Raw genomic sequence first — 16,363 nt, 5'->3', positions numbered from 1 at the left:
ATAGTATTCTATTGATTTGAGTTGATCTACAAAAAAAGCCACAATTTAATTGTGGCTTTATATATTATTGGAAAATAATTTTATTCTGGTTTAGCATTTTGCTCCGGAGTAATTTTAAATTTCTTAGAGATGATCATGATCACAACTCCTGCAATCATAAATGGAATAGAAAGTACCTGTCCCGTATTTAAACCTCCAATCTGGATAAATTCGTCTCCCTGAGGCTCTTTTAAAAATTCTACAAAGAATCTGACAGCCCAAAGAATGATAAAGAACAATCCGAATAACCATCCTTGTTGGTATTTTTTATCTGTTTTCTTATACAGAACCCATAATAAGATGAACAGGCAAACGTAACCAAATGCTTCAAATAGCTGTGTAGGATAACGCGGAACTGTAATACCATATTCACTGCTTTGTTGTGGGAAAAGTAAAGCAAATGGTGAGTTAGGATCAACAGGCTTGCCTACGATCTCTGAATTGAAAAAGTTACCCATTCTTACAAAGGCACCCCCTAAAGCAACCACAATACCTATTCTGTCATATACCCAAAATGGATTCTTTTTGATAATTTTAAATGAATAATAAAGTGTAGTAAAGATCAATGCAATAGTTGCACCATGACTTGCCAATCCTGAAAAACCCGTGAATTTCAAGCCATTTTTAGTGCTAATTGGTAAAAATACACTCCAGAAATCTTCTTTAAATAATTCCGGCTGATAGAAAATAACGTGCCCTAATCTTGCACCCAGAATAGTTCCTATTAAAGTCCATGTAAAAAGAGGTTCTAAATATTTTATATTAACATTATCAATTTTGAAGATTCTTGCCATTATAATATAGCCAAGTCCAAAAGCAAAAATGAACATCAGACTATAGAAATGAAGTGTAATCGGACCTAACTGAATTCCATTTGAAGGATCCCATATTTTAAAAGGAGTTTTCAGCTCAACTTGATCAGCAGCTGTAATTGGTTTGCTTGATTTTACAGCATATTTTAAAGTTTCTATATTTTCCTTAGTGATAGCAGTATTTATCAGCTTGAAGTGTTTATCAAAAAATTGATAATTAGCATTCTTATATTTGATCAGAATTAGAGAGCTGGAATCATAATAAGCAGGCTCAAAGTTTGATTTATTCAGAATTACCAGAACATTATTGCTAATCGGCTGATCAACAAAAGAGCTTAAATTCACTACTTCAGTTGTTGAATAGATTTTTACGGGAATTTCGGTAGAATTCACTTTTAAAGTTCCGTCTGATAGACCTCCCGGGTATTCCTGTGCAAAAAGACATTGGGTAATGAATGCAAATGCGACAAGGTAAATTCTGAAAAAAATATTACTCATTTCTATTTTTTTGATAGTTTATATTGAATTTTTTATTTCTTTGGGGGAACAGGATCATATCCACTTCCTCCCCAAGGATGACATTTTGAAATTCTTTTTATACCTAACCAGAAACCTTTAAAAATACCATGAACCTGCAATGATTCCACCATATAATGTGAGCATGTGGGTTCATAACGGCAGTTTTTAGGAAGTAAGGGCGAGATAAACCATTGGTAAAATTTAATTAAAATTACCAAAGGAAAAGTAATGATTTTATTGATTGTTAATTTCAAAACAATGCAAAAATAGGGTAAAAAAATGAAAATTAGTTTAAATTTGTTAGAAGTTTCAGGCTTTTAAAACTGAAACATTCAAACAAAAATTGTAAAGTATCTTGAATCAAAATATTCCATTAGCTGAAAAATTAAGACCTAAAACTTTAAATGAAGTTCTAGGGCAGGAGCATCTTACCGGAGATAAGGGAACGATAAAAAAAATGATCGAGAATGATGCTTTGAATTCTCTTATTTTGTGGGGACCGCCGGGAACAGGAAAAACAACATTAGCTGAGATAATTTCTGAAAAATCAGGTCGGAAATTTTATAAACTTTCCGCTGTTTCATCAGGTGTAAAGGATGTTAGGGATGTGATAGATGAAGCTAAAAAACAGAATCTGTTTTCTGGAAAATCTCCTATTTTATTTATTGATGAAATTCACCGATTTAATAAATCGCAACAGGATTCTTTGTTGCATGCTGTAGAAAAAGGATGGATTGTATTAATTGGTGCTACTACAGAAAACCCCAGTTTCGAAGTAGTTTCTGCTTTACTTTCAAGAAGTCAGGTCTATATTTTAAAGGCTCTGAGTTATGAAAAATTGGAAGAGCTTGTTGATATTGCATCAGAAAGATACAATGAGGAAGAGAAAACCGAATTTAAGATATTAGAAAAAGAAGCATTTATCCAGTATTCCGGAGGTGATGCAAGAAAGCTTATAAATTCTGTAGAACTGGTTTTAGGTCAGTATAAAAACTCTGAAACGAAAGAAATTCTGAATGAAGATGTTCTTGCTGTTCTGCAGGAGACTATGGCTCTGTATGATAAAAATGGAGAGCAGCATTATGATATTATTTCTGCTTTTATAAAATCTATGCGTGGTGGAGATCCTAATGGAGCAGTATATTGGTTAGCAAGAATGATTGCGGGGGGTGAGGATATTAAATTTATTGCCAGAAGAATGTTAATTCTTGCTGCTGAAGATATTGGTCTGGCCAATCCGAATGCATTGGTGATTGCCAATAATTGTTTTCAGGCAGTAAATGTAATTGGTAATCCGGAATCGAGGATTATTTTGAGTGAGACAGCGGTATATCTAGCCGTTTCGCCTAAAAGTAATTCCACTTATATGGCTATTAATGAAGCGCTAGCTTTGGTTAAAAAAACAGGAAACCTTCCTGTGCCTCTACATCTTAGAAATGCACCTACGAAACTTATGAAAGATCTCGATTATGGTAAAGATTATAAATATGCCCATTCTTATGAAGGAAGCTTTGTAGAGCAGGATTTTCTTCCGGAAGAAATCAAAGACATGAAGTTATATGAACCCGGAAATAACGCCACAGAAAAAAAGATTCATGAAGAGCTTAAGAAAAAATGGAATGATAAATACTAAAAATAAAAGGATACTTGGGTGAGTATCCTTTTTAATTATATTTTAAAATCAGTTCTTATTTTTTAGTAGTTGTAACGAACAATGATTTTTTACCATTATAGTCCTTTACTTCAACTTTTGCTAAAATATCACCAAAGACACGTGTATCCATATTAGTGAATTCATACCCTTCAATCATTACAGGAGTTTCTTTTGGTAGATTGTTTAAAGTGTTAAGCTCTCCAAGCGTTAATCTATCCAGATTTTCATAACCTTTTTTAATCTTAACTTCTGCTAATCCATTTTCTGCGATATAGCCGAATTTTTTAAGATTCTGTGGTAAGTTAGCTGGAGTTTTGTAAAGATTCATACTTTGAACGAAATCTTTTTTAGTATTGAACATATCTACTGTTCCAACAATATCATTTGCCACAGCAAATTTAGTAGCAGGGTTCTTCTGACCAAATAGACAAGCCGAAGAGAATAGTAAGAAAGAATAGAGAATTTTTTTCATAATCTATAGAATAAGGTAACTATTAAAAACTTGTTAAATATAAGTATTTTTAATAAAATCTGAAAAGGAAATTGGTGTAAATTAAAAATTATGTATAAATAATGAATTTTATTACGATTCTAAATTTTCACTTTCATCGGTTTCTTCCTTTTTATCAACAAGATTTTTAATCATATTTTTTAATCTCTGGAACATAAATGAACTTAGTAATAAAATGACTCCTAATAAGATAAATGCAATGATCCTGGAGATATTGTCCATCTGCCATACGTCATATGCATAGAGTTTTACTACCATGATACCTATCAGAACAAACCCAATTCTACTAAATTCGGAATTGTCTTTTTTTAGTCCAACATAAATAAAGATACTTGCGAGAATAGCCCAGATGATCGGTAAATATAAAATACTAAAGTGTTTTTGAAGTTCATAAAGTTTTGAAAAATCTACCGCATTTCCTAAGATATATAGGTGATAAAGTTCACAACTGATAACGATAACCAAAGCACATGCCGCCAACCAATATGCAATTTTTGTTCTTAAAAAATCTAAAGTTGGGAAGCGTTTCCAATACAGATAAATAAAAGGAATCAGATATAAGAGGTAAATGCCATAAAAGGTAATTGACGACTCTTTTAATAGAATGGAGATAATCAGTTCTGAACCACATGATGAAACATGAATAACGGTAAGTACTAAGAAAATATATATTAACCCTGTATCAAACAGCTTGTTTATTTCCAGCTTCTTACTTAATAATAATAGAATAATGATGTAATACAGACTTAATAATAATCCTAAACTGGCTATTATTACAAAAGGTCTTTCAGATACTTGATAAATCAGCTCAAATAGCAATGCAAAGTAAATAATAGCATAGCTTAATAATTTGAATACATTTTCGAAGAAGTTGTTTTCAGACGAATCTTTTCCTGGTAATTTTTTTAGTAAAACTAAATTAGCAAGTGTTGTGATAATGGTAATAAAGCTTGTAAGAAAAACAGGGTTGAAAAATAAAGTAAGATTTTTTAAAGTGAAATATTGTGACCATGTAATGATCTGAGCGATTATAACCAATGGAAAAAGGATATAAAAGAATATTTTGAAAATATTGAGTTTTATTTTTTTCCATACGAAAAGAAGTAGTGTAGCCTCAATTGCCCAAATACTGGTAATTAAATGAGTTTTAAATTGTAAAGCGACGGCAATTGTGATAAGACTTACTGTGATTCCGGCAAAAACTGAATAATGACTTCCAAAGTTATTCTTTGTGTATTCTTTAAATAATAAGAAACCATTAATAACAGCAAAAATAAGAGGGAAAATTATTACAGGTTCATATCCGAGCTTATTAAAAATATAGATCAGACTTAATGTACTAAAGAAATTTACCAGTACCAGCAATACAATATCAAGAGAAGAAAGAATATTTTTCTTTATATAATTCAGTAATGCAAATGCATAGAAGATCACATAACTGATAAGGTAGAAATAAACGCTAAGTATTTCAGGCTTTTCTACAATCCAGTATAATAAATAAAGATGAGTGAAAAAGAAAGCGATTCCGCCAACACTTTTCCAGTGTTTTAAGAATGTAATGATCAGCATTCCAATATTTAAAACAGAGATGTACGTGAATAAAAACAAATAGTTGCTCTGACCCGTACTTATCATTAATGGAGCTAAAAACCCTCCGAATAATGAGAAAATAATAAGGACTTCACTTTTATAATAATAAGAAAGAATAATGGAGAGTAAGGTAATACAGCATGTGATTATAAAAGCTGTATTTTGAGCAAACAAATGATACTCCCGGAATGCTATGGTAGTCGTAAAATATAAGATCGCAATGCCACCACCTAGAATAATGGATGAAAAGATGGTGTAGTTTTTTCTTAAAAAATGACCAGTAATAATGATGACAGAACCTATAGAAAATCCAATACCAGCTCTTGCAATTTCGCCGATCCAGTTTTTATCAATTGCATATTTTACAAAATAACCTATTCCGAGAACAAGAGTGAAAATTCCTATAATAGCTAAGATATTTTGTTTGAAAAAAATGAAAATAGGTTCAAGCCAGTCTTTTTGGTTATCTGTTGGAAAAACTTCGGATTGAACAGTTTTTTCTTCGTTTGAAAGTAATTGCGGTTCCTGTTGGATTTCCGAAGATGCAGCTATTTGTGGAGAAAGTTGTTGTTCTTCTTTTGTATAAGTTTTTGTTTCAGTATTGCTATTCTTCTCCAGATCTGAAATCCTGTCTTCAAGTTTCCGTATTTTATTATTCAGTTGGTTGTAAATAACTATAACCAATACAATACACATAATAATTAGGAAATTTTCTGCCATACTTTCATTTGTTTAATCAAATATAGATAAATGTTTGGTATGATTGGTTATAAACAATTAATCCATCATATCTGCATATGATGGATTAAAGGTGTATAGTGATTAAATTAAATAAAAGTCTTAATTAGACACTTTGTAAATGTAGAATGAAGCAACACTTGATCCTAATAAACCTACGTCAAGAACTGATGATCCAACAAGTCCGAATGAAATTTTATCTCCGGTTTGTAAAGAATACAGTGAGTTCAAGCTAGATTCTGAAATTGTTAAGCTTAATAAAATTAAGTTGGCACCACTGAACGCACGGCTATCTATTGTTGTAGCTACACCTGCTCTTGTTCTTACGATCCCTACTCCAGGAGAGTTTGCTAATATCGAAGCCTGTAATCCGGTACCGTAACGGAATGTAAACCCAATTGCATAAACCCCATCTGATGGAATTGTATACGTGTTGTCAGTATCCGAGAATAATGCAGCACTACCAACTGTTCTCTCAGCGGTAAGGAAATTTACAGCTCTGAATCCACTAGGAAATAATCCTAAGCTTAATAAACTGATCCCAGCTGTTTTCTTTGCTGCATAAAGAGTTGTGTTAGTACTAGAAGCAGCTGCTATTAGTGCAGGATTTGCCTGGGTAACTTCAGAAGTTGCCGTATTGTACACTAATACGTCAAACCCGGTCATAGTCGTAGTTGTCGGAACCGTTCTTACTTTCACGTCTCCGTTTACGTCTAGGGTAGCTGCTGGTGTTGTTGTGTTGATTCCTACCTGTGAAAATGCCTGAACTGCTATCAAAGATAGAATTAGAGTGGAAATTTTAGTTTTCATGTTATAAAAGTTTAAATTGTTATGGTTGACTCTAGTTAGTTTTGTTGTTATACAGCAAAAATTATGCCTGCGTGTTATATATTATATAATATTAATCTATCGTTTGTCAAAAATTTTTAACAATTTATAAATTATATTTAAGATATTATTACGTATTTATACTATGAGTGTTTATACTTAAATTATTTTTGGATTAAAGATAATGAAATAATTCTAATAAATCCCTTTTAGTTGAATAATTTTTTGTTAACATAAAAAAAAAGCTGTCACATTTTGTGACAACTTTTGCTTAAAATAGTGACATTAATGCATCATAATGCCATTATTACATGATTTTATTAAAGTGTGAAATTAGCTTTCCAAAAGAAACTCCTTGTAATTGCCTAAAAAGTCAACTGTTGCTTGTATGGATTCCAGCTCTAGTATTGCATTTTCATGCAAAATTGGTTGCCATTCTCCTGCTACATTGATGTAGAAAAAATAATTTCCAAGTCCGGTTTTTAAAGTTCTTGATTCAATTTTACTGAGGTTCATTTTTCGCCATGCAAATACAGAGAGTACCTGATGTAAACCTCCTGCATGATCTTCCGGAAGGGTAACTAAGAGTCCGGACTTTTCTCCCAGAATCTCAAGGTTTTCATTTTTATAAAAATGTCCTTCTTTAGAAATAACAATGAAGCGGGTATGATTCTGTTCGAAATCCTGGATATTTCGGTTGATGATCTTTAAACCATAAAGATTAGCCGCAAACTGATTGGCAACAGCCGCAATCTTATTTTCTGGATTTTCGGAAACATATTTAGCCGCCGCCGCAGTGGAAGAAAAGTCTTGCCTTGGGACGTTTTTATAATGAGTATCTAAAAAGTGAAAACTTTGTGCTAAAGCCTGTGGATGAGAATAAATCCTCTCAATATCTTCAATATTGTTATCAGGATGAATCATTAAATGGTGGGCTATAGGCATTACAGCCTCAGCTTCAATTTTTATAGACGGAGTTTTATATAAATAATCCAATGTCATAGAAACTGTACCTTCTATGGAGTTTTCCAAAGGAACTACAGCTTTATCAACATCTCCGTTTTCTACTGCAGTAAAACAGTCTAAAATATTAGCCTGTGGTAAAAGATCTTCGTTTGGAAAAAGCTGTGTAGTTGCAAGCTGAGTAAAGCTCGCGTGTGGACCTAGAAATGCAATCTTCATGTATCTATTTGATTAAAATCTAAAATTAATGTTTAGCAAAGGAAAGAAATTATTTATTTTAATAAAGAATCTCATGCCTAATTATGCAACATATTATCATTCTGTTTTCCAGTTTTCTTCAATAAGCTTTAGAAGATAATCTGGGCATTTGATGATTTTATTGGTCTTTGAATCTAAAAAAAACAGAGTAGTGGAGGCTTCCGTGATTTTTATACCCTCTTCATTATAGATTTCATAATCAAATTCTATTCTTACTCCAGGTATTTTTTTTATATATGTATGAATTTCTAATTTTTGATCATACAAAGCTGGTTTTAAATACTTAATTTTATAATCAGAAACTGGTAACCAAATTCCTTGATTTTCAATTTCATCATATGATATTCCTATGGCTCGAAATAGCTCAACTCGGCCAATTTCGAAATACGCTGCATAGTTGCCGTAGTATACATATTTCATTGGGTCTGTTTCGGCGTAACGTACTCGTATTGAGTGTTTTGTATGTATCATTTTGGGTCTCAAATTATACATACAAATATATTTTTAAATAATCAATACCTGCAATATTTTTTTTTGAAAATAAAAAATTAGACCTTTGTCTTCCTTCTAAACACAGTACTAACTAAAGAATTAATCGGGGCATAAATATGGATGAAAATTTAATGATGATATGGCAGAAGTGCCTTCAGTTTATGCGTGACAATCTTAACGCAGCTGAAGATAATTCTGATTTGAAAAAACTTGAAAAGTCTTTCGACTTACTGTTTGATAAAGTGCAGCCAATCTCTTTGGTTGACAACAATCTTACATTAATGGTGCCGAGTGATTTTTACAAGGAATATATAGAAGATAATTACCTATCTTTACTTTCTGCTGCCCTGAAGAAAAATATAGGAAAAGGAGTTAAATTATGGTATTCAGTAATGGAAAATAAGCCTAATGGTTTAGAAAAACCCGTTACAATGAACATGAAAGGAAAGAGTGTTCCTACTCCGAAAATGCAGGAAACAATGCCGCAGGGTTTTTCATCCAATATTGTTAATCCTTTTGTAGTACCCGGAATTAAAAAAGTAAATATAGATTCTAATCTGAAATCAGATTTTTCTTTTGATAATTACGTAGAAGGAGAGAGTAATAAATTTGCAGCTACAGTAGCAAGATCTATTGCAAAAAGACCTGGAGCAACAGCTTTTAATCCATTATTTTTATATGGTGGATATGGGGTAGGGAAAACCCACTTAGGACAAGCAGTAGGTTTGGAAGTTAAAAGCCAGTTTCCGGATAAAGTAGTACTTTATCTGTCTTCTGAAAAATTTATTCAGCAGTTTATATCGGCAGCTAAAGCTCATAAACAAACTGAATTTGCAAACTTTTACCAAATGGTAGATGTTTTAATTATCGATGATATTCAGTTTCTTTCTGGGAAATCAGCTACTCAAGATAGTTTCTTCCATATTTTTGATTATTTACATCAAAATGGAAAGCAGATCATTCTGACTTCTGATAAGGCACCTGTAGATATTATGGATATTCAGGATAGAATTGTTTCCCGCTTTAAATGGGGACTTTCAGCAGAGATCAAATCTCCGGATCTTGATACCAGAAGAAAAATTATTGTTGATAAATTAAGCAGAGACGGAATTGTTCTTACAGAAGATATGCTTGATTTCTTAGCTGCAGAAGCTAAAACCAATGTAAGAGAACTTATTGGAGTAATCAACTCAGTAATTGCCTATTCCACAATATATAAATCTGATCTAAGTCTAGAATTATTAAAAGATACGATCAACAAGATTGCTGCTAATCAGAAAAAAATCATCAATATTCCTTATATTCAGGAGATTGTATGCGATTATTTTGGTATTAAAAGAGAGCAGCTACTTTCTAAGACAAGAAAAAGAGAAATTGCTCTTCCAAGACAGTTAGCTATGTATTTTGCTAAAGAATTTACGAATGCCACATTTACTAAAATTGGTGAAGAGATGGGAGGCAAAGATCATTCAACTGTAATGTATGCGTGCGAAACAATAAAAGATGTTTCAAAGATCGATAAAGAAGTGAAAAAATACGTAAAGGAACTTACTGAAAGAATAAAGCATTAAATAATTTAATTTGATATAAAGAAAAATGAAGGATAGAATTATTCTTCATTTTTTGTTTAATTTTGTTTCTTACGTTACTACTCATAAACAGATACATTTATTCACATGAAAATATTGATGGTATGCTTAGGGAATATATGCAGAAGCCCTTTGGCAGAAGGAATTATGAAGACAAAACTTCCGGACAGCTTTTTTGTAGATTCCGTTGGGACTATTTCAATGCATGAAGGGGAGCACCCGGATAAGCGGGCAATAAAAACAGCTTCGAATCACGGAATTGATATTTCAAAACAAAGGTCGAGACCCATTTCAAATGCTGATTTTGAAAAATTTGATAAAATCTATTGCATGGATATTGATATTTATGGAGATGTTATTTCTAAAGCTAAAAATGAGGAGCAGAGACAGAAAATATTTTTATTTTTAGAAGCGGCTGGAAATCATAAAGATGCAGAAGTGCCCGATCCATATTGGGGTGATATGAATGATTTTGAAGATGTATACCAGCTTTTGGATCAAGCCTGTAATATGATAAGTAAGCAAATTTTAAGTTAATATGAAATATATTTTTCTACTATTTATTTTAAGTTCCAGTATATTCTTTGCTCAAACTAAAGATGAGGTTGCCATTCGAAAAGTGATGAATGATTTTATGGAATGCATCAAAAACAGAAATGAAGAAAAGTTTCTTTCCCTATTTCAGGAACCAGTACTTTGGACTGGAATATATACGGACAGAACTCAAGCAAAACGTCTGGAGAAAAATCCTCAGGCTGAAGCTTATTTCTCTGATAATTATAAGACTTTTATTGCTGGATTTAAAGATGATAAATCAGAAGAGAAATTTGATCATATTAAAATTATTGAAGATGGATCAATCGCTTCGGCAAACTTTGACTATAGTTTCTGGTATGATGGAAAAATGAGCAATTGGGGAAAAGAGATCTGGACACTGATGAAGATCAAAGGTATCTGGAAAATTACTTCAGTTTCATTTTCCATGGACTTAACAAAATATTACCCACAACCTTCACTAAAAGAAAGAACCCAAAAATAATATAATGCTTTTTTTACTTCCTGCCTATTTATCAGAAAATACACCGCTTAGTCATTTTTCACCTGTGATGAATGATTATATCATGCAGACCGATTACTTTTTTGTGGAAAATGAAAAGACTGCCCGAAAAGTTATTAAGTTTTTCGCTCCCGATAAAAAGCAGTCAGATCTGAAACTGTTTTTACTGGATAAATATACTCAGAATGCAGATATAAAAGATGCTCAGGAATTGATGCTTAAAGGTCAGGATTTTGGACTGCTTTCCGAAGCTGGACTCCCTTGTATCGCTGACCCTGGAAACCTTGTTGTAAAATGGTGTCATGAGAAAAATATTAGGGTATTACCTATTTCTGGACCATCTTCTATTATTTTGGCTTTAATTTCCAGTGGGTTTAACGGTCAGGAGTTTTCCTTTAATGGATATCTTCCAATTGAAAAAGGAGAAAAAAAGAAACAGATCCTGCATTTAGAAAGTCTTGTACAGAAAACAGGTTACTCTCAAATTTTTATGGAAACACCATATCGGAATAATCCTCTTTTTGAAGATCTGTGCAAATTTTTATCTCCTCATACAAAACTCTGTATTGCAGCTAATATTAATGATCCGGAGCATGAGTTCATTCTGACAAAAACGATCAAGGAATGGCAAAAATTAAAACCGGAACTTCATAAAATTCCCGCTGTATTTGTTTTAGGAAAATAGTTGTCATTGCGAGCCGAAAGGCGAATAAATCTCATGAGAAACTTTACGGTTGTTCTTCTGTTAAATAGACAAGAGAATTATTTAACATGCATTAACGCACCCTTTGCATTATTGTTGTTTGACCTAGCATAACTTTAAAAAATTAAATTATGTCAGACAAGAAATTAGCAGGAATCTGGATAGATACTGAAAAAGCCATCGTAGTGAAAAACCATGATGCACAAAATGCCTTTAAATTTTTTCTTTGTAATCCCGTAAAAGCTGAGAAACAGCATGGGAACTCCAGTGAGAATGCTGGTAATAATGCTGAAAAAACCAATAGAGTAAAGTTTTTCAAAGAAGTTGAGCATTTATTGACCAATTCTCAGGAGGTCTATATTACAGGACCTGGAATTGTTCAGGAGGAGCTAAAACATTATCTGCATGATACGGCTCAATTCAGAGATCTGAAAATTACCTTAGATACCTCACAACAGATGTCAGATGAAAAAGTATTGGAAACTGTAAAAGATTATTTCAATGCCTAGACCTTTTAATCAATAAAAATCCGAATATGAATTTCATATTCGGATTTTGTTTATTTTTTTCTCCTTCCTTTCCATTTTCTCCACAAGAATATAATTAAAGGGATCGTTAAAAAGAATGGCCAAAATGAGATTAGACCTAATATGAAACTTATAAAACTATTCCATCCTTGAGTAATAGAATCTCCAAAACGACTTCCAAATCCTATTTGTGATGTAGTTGAGCTTCTTACCTTCTCTTTATACAGACTTAAGTTTAATGTGCTGTAATTTACCCGGTCATCGATAAAACGAAGTTTTCCTTCTGCAACATCTATTTCATCCTCTAAACCACGAATTTTTTCCTGAATCTCAAGCATATCTTTTGTAGTAGATGCACCCTTAAGCAGATCACGGTATTTTTCAAGATAAATTTTCTTATTTGCTAATTTTATGGAAACATCTGTATACTCTTCAGTGACATCTTCCGATGAAATATTTTTTGATAATACTGAACCCATACCACTCGAAAGAGAATTGATGAGGGCATCAAAACTTTTATGTGGAAGACGTATGGTAAGGTCTAAATTCTCGTCTACGTCTGAGTTTCTAAAGTTTTCAGTCTGAATATAGGCTTTGTTTTTCTTTAAGATTTCATTCACCTGACCCTGAGATTTTTTAATGTCTCCAACCTGAATGCGCATATCTCCATTTTTAATAATTTTCTTAGAAATAGTATCTGATCTTTTGGAAGAGTTTTCTCTTTTTTGTTCTTGAGAGGGTGGAGGTGGAGGTTCATTTTCAGAAGGAATGTTTTTATCTTCCTGTAAGACTTCCATCAGGTCAGCTTTGGCCTCATGTTGGACAACACCATCAGATTTACTGCAATGTATAAGTAGTAGGCAAAATAAAGGAAGGATAAGGTTTTTCATTAGTAAGTTTTTATGTATCCTATCAAAAACTATGCTTGAAAATTACAGATTGACTTAATTTTTTAAATAAAAATTTGGATTAAAGATTAATGCTTATAAAATTGATATTTGAACTGGTCAGGGTTATTAAGATTCAAATTATTTCTTATTTTTATTCAATGAAAAAAAGTCTTTTAGTATTTATATGTGCTCCATTTTTCTTGTATGCCCAAGAGATTCCAAAGTTAACGGATGATATCGCATTAAAACTCGCGGATAAACCGCTTCACTGTATCAATCAGGAATATCCCAATAAAACAGCACACATCATTAACAATGAAACGGAGGTACCTTTAAGTCCAAAAAATCTACATCCAAGTTTTTATGGCTGTTTCGATTGGCATAGCTCTGTTCATGGGCATTGGATGTTGGTAAGGTTACTAAAGACAAAACCCAATCTATCGAACGCAAAAGAAATCGAAAAGATCCTTGATGGTTCTTTTCAAAAAGAAAATTTACAGTCTGAAGCTGATTACTTTACAAAATATCAATTGACAACTACTTTTGAAAGAACATATGGTTGGGGGTGGTTACTGAAATTAGATGAAGAGTTGATGACCTGGAATCACCCAAAAGCTAAGATCTGGCACGAAAATCTAAAACCTTTAACTGATCAGATCCTAAAATCCTGGAAAACCTTTCTGCCAAAACAAACCTATCCTAACCGTACTGGTGTTCATCCAAACACTGCCTTTGCAATGGCTTTTGCCATAGATTGGGCAAGAGCAAGTAAAGATAAAGATTTTGAAAATCAACTTTTAGAAAAAGCCAGATATTTCTATTTAGCTGATGAGAAGACACCTGCCTATCTGGAGCCTGATGGCTCGGATTTCTTTTCTCCAAGTCTTGAAATTGCTGATCTGATGAGACGTGTTCTGCCACAAAAGGAATTTGTAAAATGGTTAAATAATTTCTACGAAAAAAGAAGCCTTGAGAATGTTGAAAAGATTCCTGTTGTCAGTGATTTAACCGATTATCAAACGATTCATTTAGTGGGGTTATCTTTTTCAAAAGCATGGTGTATGAAAGGAATAGCAAAAGCACTTCCCGATGGTAATCCTTTAAAAAAGGACTTTGCTAAAACAGCGGATAAATTCTTAGCCAATGGATTGCCTTTGTTATTTCAGGGGAATTATGGTGGCGATCACTGGCTTGCAAGCTTTGCAGTATATGCACTAGAAGATTAATATTTTATTCCTGTTTTTTTTAAAATAAACGTCAAAAGCCAGATAGGACCCATTAAAAGGAATTGAAGATCTTTTACGAATGAAGGTTTTTTGCCTTCTATTTTATGTCCTAAAAAACGTAAAATCCATGTGATGATAAATATTGAAAGATAAATGATCCATGAGCTTTTCCAAAAATGAATATTGACAGTGTATACCAAATGTTCCATCAGTATCATTATAATAAGCATAATAAAGCTGATCAGTAAAGATAATCTCAGGTAAAATACAGTAACCAGAACTACAGCAATGATGCTTATAATACTGATACAGCCAAAGTAAGGAGAGCACATATGTGGTGATGGAATAAGAGAAACAAAACCTAATATAGTCCAGAAAATTAAAGGAACACACATCCAATGGATCAATTTATTGGTTTTGTTTTTATGGCTCTTACAATATTCTGCGAAGAAAAGATCTATCTTTCTCATGATGTGGATTTGGATCATACTAAATTAATAAAATTTTGCAACCGTCCAAGAGATTGAATAAATTTGCTATATGTCTGCATTAGAAAAATTTGGTGTTGAAATTTTTACACAACATAATATTTTTGAAAGAATTTCTGCCGAAAAGCCTTTTCGTCCGGATAATCCTGCATTTATTTTTATAAAAAGTGGAACAATAAAACTTCGCCAGCATTTTAGTGATTTAGAGCTTACTCCGAATATGTTCATGGTGACAGATCCACAAACTGTTTATGAAATGGTATCAGTAAGTGAAAATTTTCAATCCAGAATGGTTTCCTACAAAAGAGAATTCATTTCTGCTCTGTCATTAAAGTTTAATCGCTTAATTGCCTATCGCTACTTTAGACAACAAATGAACAAAGGGGTTCCTTTTTAGGAAGATGAAATGGAAATGGTATGGAAAAGCGTAAACTTCCTTAAATATATACTCGATTCTGATACTGAAATGATGTACAAAAAGGAAATTGTAGAGCATCTGTTCTCTGTTTTTTGCTATCAGATGGCGGGAATTATTTCTAAGGAGGACAGCAATTCTATGGGGCAAATGTCAAGACAGGAAGAGATTGTTTTTGTTTTTTTAAATGATCTTGCAGAAAATCATCAACAAGATAGAAGTGTGGAGTTTTATGCCGAACGACAGTCGATTACAACCAGACATCTTTCATCAGTCGTGAAGTCGATTACCGGAAAGTCTGCAAGTCAGATAATCGCACTGATAGTACTTAATGAAGCTAAAGTTCTTTTGAATTCCTCTAAAAGGCCGGTTTCAGAGATTTCAAGTATTCTTGGATTTAGTGATCAATACTCATTTTCCCATTTTTTTAAAAAACATTTAGAAGTAAGTCCCAGCCAATACAGGAATCAGTTTGAAAGCTAAATCCTACATTTGAACATCTTTTTCCAAAAATCAAGCATTTGTTTGATTTACTTACCACCGTAACTTTGCCTTTGTAAAACAAGGTAAAATGATAAATAATGTAAAAACAGCACTATCAATTCTGATAGCGATATTTCCTACGCTGTTTTTTTCACAGCAGGTGAAACAGATGACAGCAAATGAAGTTGCTGAACTGGCACTTCAGAATCATCAGCAATTAAAAGTTTCGGCTCACAATATAAATATTGCGAAGCAGCAGACTGATATTACAAAACTTCAAAAGCTACCTAATATTACAGCTTCTACAAGTCAGTTTTATTTAGGTGATGCGGTTGCAATTGATAAAGATTTTTCCAACTCAACCAATATTCCGATGCCTCATTACGGTAGCTCATACGCTGTACAGGCTACTCAATTGATATTTAAAGGCGGTTTGGTGAATAAGTCTATAGAGTTGGCCGGACTTCGTGAGCAACTTTCTGAATTAGATTTAGAGAAAAATAAGCAGGATGTTAAACTTTTAGTGATATCCAATTATCTCGATGTTTATAAGATCCGTAATTGTAAATCGTCAGCAAAAA

Annotated in this window: 19 protein-coding genes; 10 read left to right on the top strand and 9 right to left on the bottom strand. The window is 32.6% G+C overall.

The features are described 5' to 3' along the window. Nucleotides 1–80: 80 nt before the first annotated feature. Both lgt and yidD read right to left on the bottom strand, forming a co-directional pair. The gene (gene lgt, locus J7E44_RS24020; protein WP_285439801.1) at nucleotides 81–947 is read right to left on the bottom strand and encodes a prolipoprotein diacylglyceryl transferase; all 867 of its coding nucleotides are present in this window, start codon (nucleotides 945–947) and stop codon (nucleotides 81–83) included. A 434-nt stretch (nucleotides 948–1,381) separates the two neighbouring features. After that, the gene (yidD, locus tag J7E44_RS21645; protein ID WP_214833626.1) at nucleotides 1,382–1,624 is read right to left on the bottom strand and encodes a membrane protein insertion efficiency factor YidD; all 243 of its coding nucleotides are present in this window, start codon (nucleotides 1,622–1,624) and stop codon (nucleotides 1,382–1,384) included. Between the two features lie 101 nt (nucleotides 1,625–1,725). Between yidD and J7E44_RS21640 the strand changes: the two genes are divergently transcribed. Then, a complete protein-coding gene (locus J7E44_RS21640; protein WP_214833624.1) occupies nucleotides 1,726–3,003 on the top strand; it encodes a replication-associated recombination protein A in 1,278 nt (425 codons plus the stop codon). Between the two features lie 55 nt (nucleotides 3,004–3,058). Here J7E44_RS21640 and J7E44_RS21635 read toward each other — a convergent pair whose 3' ends face one another. The 5 genes from J7E44_RS21635 to J7E44_RS21615 form a co-directional block, all read right to left on the bottom strand. Further along, nucleotides 3,059–3,496, bottom strand: coding sequence for a hypothetical protein (locus J7E44_RS21635; protein WP_214833621.1), 438 nt, complete (start codon nucleotides 3,494–3,496; stop codon nucleotides 3,059–3,061). 111 nt (nucleotides 3,497–3,607) lie between these two features. Next, nucleotides 3,608–5,845: a DUF2339 domain-containing protein gene (locus J7E44_RS21630; protein WP_214833618.1), complete on the bottom strand. Its 2,238-nt coding sequence runs from the start codon at nucleotides 5,843–5,845 to the stop codon at nucleotides 3,608–3,610. A gap of 120 nt (nucleotides 5,846–5,965) precedes the next feature. Continuing rightward, a complete protein-coding gene (locus J7E44_RS21625) occupies nucleotides 5,966–6,673 on the bottom strand; it encodes a hypothetical protein (protein ID WP_214833615.1) in 708 nt (235 codons plus the stop codon). Between the two features lie 351 nt (nucleotides 6,674–7,024). Continuing rightward, complete coding sequence (gene pheA / locus J7E44_RS21620) at nucleotides 7,025–7,873, bottom strand: prephenate dehydratase (RefSeq protein ID WP_214833612.1); 849 nt, start codon at nucleotides 7,871–7,873, stop codon at nucleotides 7,025–7,027. A gap of 96 nt (nucleotides 7,874–7,969) precedes the next feature. Further along, the gene (locus J7E44_RS21615; RefSeq protein ID WP_214833610.1) at nucleotides 7,970–8,383 is read right to left on the bottom strand and encodes an acyl-CoA thioesterase; all 414 of its coding nucleotides are present in this window, start codon (nucleotides 8,381–8,383) and stop codon (nucleotides 7,970–7,972) included. Nucleotides 8,384–8,520: 137 nt separating this feature from the next. Between J7E44_RS21615 and dnaA the strand changes: the two genes are divergently transcribed. From dnaA to J7E44_RS21590, 5 genes are all read left to right on the top strand, one after another. Further along, entirely contained in the window at nucleotides 8,521–9,975 is a 1,455-nt protein-coding gene (gene dnaA / locus J7E44_RS21610; RefSeq protein ID WP_214833607.1) for a chromosomal replication initiator protein DnaA, read from the top strand. 105 nt (nucleotides 9,976–10,080) lie between these two features. Then, on the top strand, nucleotides 10,081–10,530 hold the full coding sequence (locus J7E44_RS21605) for a low molecular weight protein-tyrosine-phosphatase (protein ID WP_214833604.1): 450 nt from the start codon (nucleotides 10,081–10,083) through the stop codon (nucleotides 10,528–10,530). A 1-nt stretch (nucleotide 10,531) separates the two neighbouring features. After that, on the top strand, nucleotides 10,532–11,032 hold the full coding sequence (locus J7E44_RS21600; RefSeq protein ID WP_214833601.1) for a Cif family virulence factor: 501 nt from the start codon (nucleotides 10,532–10,534) through the stop codon (nucleotides 11,030–11,032). A 4-nt stretch (nucleotides 11,033–11,036) separates the two neighbouring features. Continuing rightward, nucleotides 11,037–11,735: an SAM-dependent methyltransferase gene (locus J7E44_RS21595; RefSeq protein ID WP_214833598.1), complete on the top strand. Its 699-nt coding sequence runs from the start codon at nucleotides 11,037–11,039 to the stop codon at nucleotides 11,733–11,735. Nucleotides 11,736–11,884: 149 nt separating this feature from the next. Further along, the gene (locus J7E44_RS21590; RefSeq protein WP_214833596.1) at nucleotides 11,885–12,262 is read left to right on the top strand and encodes a hypothetical protein; all 378 of its coding nucleotides are present in this window, start codon (nucleotides 11,885–11,887) and stop codon (nucleotides 12,260–12,262) included. Nucleotides 12,263–12,312: 50 nt separating this feature from the next. Here J7E44_RS21590 and J7E44_RS21585 read toward each other — a convergent pair whose 3' ends face one another. Then, complete coding sequence (locus J7E44_RS21585) at nucleotides 12,313–13,170, bottom strand: DUF4349 domain-containing protein (protein WP_214833593.1); 858 nt, start codon at nucleotides 13,168–13,170, stop codon at nucleotides 12,313–12,315. Nucleotides 13,171–13,328: 158 nt separating this feature from the next. Here J7E44_RS21585 and J7E44_RS21580 point away from each other — a divergent pair, with 158 nt between their 5' ends. Next, on the top strand, nucleotides 13,329–14,396 hold the full coding sequence (locus J7E44_RS21580) for a DUF2891 domain-containing protein (protein ID WP_214833590.1): 1,068 nt from the start codon (nucleotides 13,329–13,331) through the stop codon (nucleotides 14,394–14,396). On the opposite strand, the gene J7E44_RS21575 is transcribed toward J7E44_RS21580, so the two are convergent. Then, a complete protein-coding gene (locus J7E44_RS21575; RefSeq protein WP_214833587.1) occupies nucleotides 14,393–14,866 on the bottom strand; it encodes an Mpo1 family 2-hydroxy fatty acid dioxygenase in 474 nt (157 codons plus the stop codon). The genes J7E44_RS21580 and J7E44_RS21575 overlap by 4 nt on opposite strands. Nucleotides 14,867–14,936: 70 nt before the next feature. On the opposite strand from J7E44_RS21575, the gene J7E44_RS24015 reads away from it, so the two are divergent. From J7E44_RS24015 to J7E44_RS21565, 3 genes are all read left to right on the top strand, one after another. Beyond that, on the top strand, nucleotides 14,937–15,281 hold the full coding sequence (locus J7E44_RS24015) for a hypothetical protein (RefSeq protein WP_251040652.1): 345 nt from the start codon (nucleotides 14,937–14,939) through the stop codon (nucleotides 15,279–15,281). Nucleotides 15,282–15,296: 15 nt separating this feature from the next. Next, nucleotides 15,297–15,782, top strand: coding sequence for a helix-turn-helix domain-containing protein (locus J7E44_RS24010; protein WP_251040651.1), 486 nt, complete (start codon nucleotides 15,297–15,299; stop codon nucleotides 15,780–15,782). Between the two features lie 88 nt (nucleotides 15,783–15,870). Continuing rightward, nucleotides 15,871–16,363: TolC family protein (locus tag J7E44_RS21565; RefSeq protein WP_214833584.1), on the top strand; the 493-nt coding region annotated here is incomplete at its 3' end.

The organism is Chryseobacterium sp. ISL-6, from assembly GCF_018613715.1.
Lineage (GTDB): Bacteria > Bacteroidota > Bacteroidia > Flavobacteriales > Weeksellaceae > Chryseobacterium > Chryseobacterium paludis.
Note: the sequence above shows the minus strand (reverse complement) of the source record. Positions and strands in the feature narration are given on the sequence as shown.

What these genes read in the sequence shown, in the direction of transcription:
- J7E44_RS21605 (WP_214833604.1), top strand. Translation starts at nt 10,081, where the DNA reads ATGAAAATATTGATGGTATGCTTAGGGAATATATGCAGAAGCCCTTTG.
- J7E44_RS21585 (WP_214833593.1), bottom strand. Translation starts at nt 13,170, where the DNA reads ATGAAAAACCTTATCCTTCCTTTATTTTGCCTACTACTTATACATTGC.
- J7E44_RS21575 (WP_214833587.1), bottom strand. Translation starts at nt 14,866, where the DNA reads ATGAGAAAGATAGATCTTTTCTTCGCAGAATATTGTAAGAGCCATAAA.
- J7E44_RS21595 (WP_214833598.1), top strand. Translation starts at nt 11,037, where the DNA reads ATGCTTTTTTTACTTCCTGCCTATTTATCAGAAAATACACCGCTTAGT.
- dnaA (WP_214833607.1), top strand. Translation starts at nt 8,521, where the DNA reads ATGGATGAAAATTTAATGATGATATGGCAGAAGTGCCTTCAGTTTATG.
- J7E44_RS21630 (WP_214833618.1), bottom strand. Translation starts at nt 5,845, where the DNA reads ATGGCAGAAAATTTCCTAATTATTATGTGTATTGTATTGGTTATAGTT.
- J7E44_RS21635 (WP_214833621.1), bottom strand. Translation starts at nt 3,496, where the DNA reads ATGAAAAAAATTCTCTATTCTTTCTTACTATTCTCTTCGGCTTGTCTA.
- J7E44_RS21615 (WP_214833610.1), bottom strand. Translation starts at nt 8,383, where the DNA reads ATGATACATACAAAACACTCAATACGAGTACGTTACGCCGAAACAGAC.
- J7E44_RS21600 (WP_214833601.1), top strand. Translation starts at nt 10,532, where the DNA reads ATGAAATATATTTTTCTACTATTTATTTTAAGTTCCAGTATATTCTTT.
- J7E44_RS24015 (WP_251040652.1), top strand. Translation starts at nt 14,937, where the DNA reads ATGTCTGCATTAGAAAAATTTGGTGTTGAAATTTTTACACAACATAAT.
- J7E44_RS24010 (WP_251040651.1), top strand. Translation starts at nt 15,297, where the DNA reads ATGGTATGGAAAAGCGTAAACTTCCTTAAATATATACTCGATTCTGAT.
- J7E44_RS21625 (WP_214833615.1), bottom strand. Translation starts at nt 6,673, where the DNA reads ATGAAAACTAAAATTTCCACTCTAATTCTATCTTTGATAGCAGTTCAG.
- pheA (WP_214833612.1), bottom strand. Translation starts at nt 7,873, where the DNA reads ATGAAGATTGCATTTCTAGGTCCACACGCGAGCTTTACTCAGCTTGCA.
- J7E44_RS21580 (WP_214833590.1), top strand. Translation starts at nt 13,329, where the DNA reads ATGAAAAAAAGTCTTTTAGTATTTATATGTGCTCCATTTTTCTTGTAT.
- J7E44_RS21590 (WP_214833596.1), top strand. Translation starts at nt 11,885, where the DNA reads ATGTCAGACAAGAAATTAGCAGGAATCTGGATAGATACTGAAAAAGCC.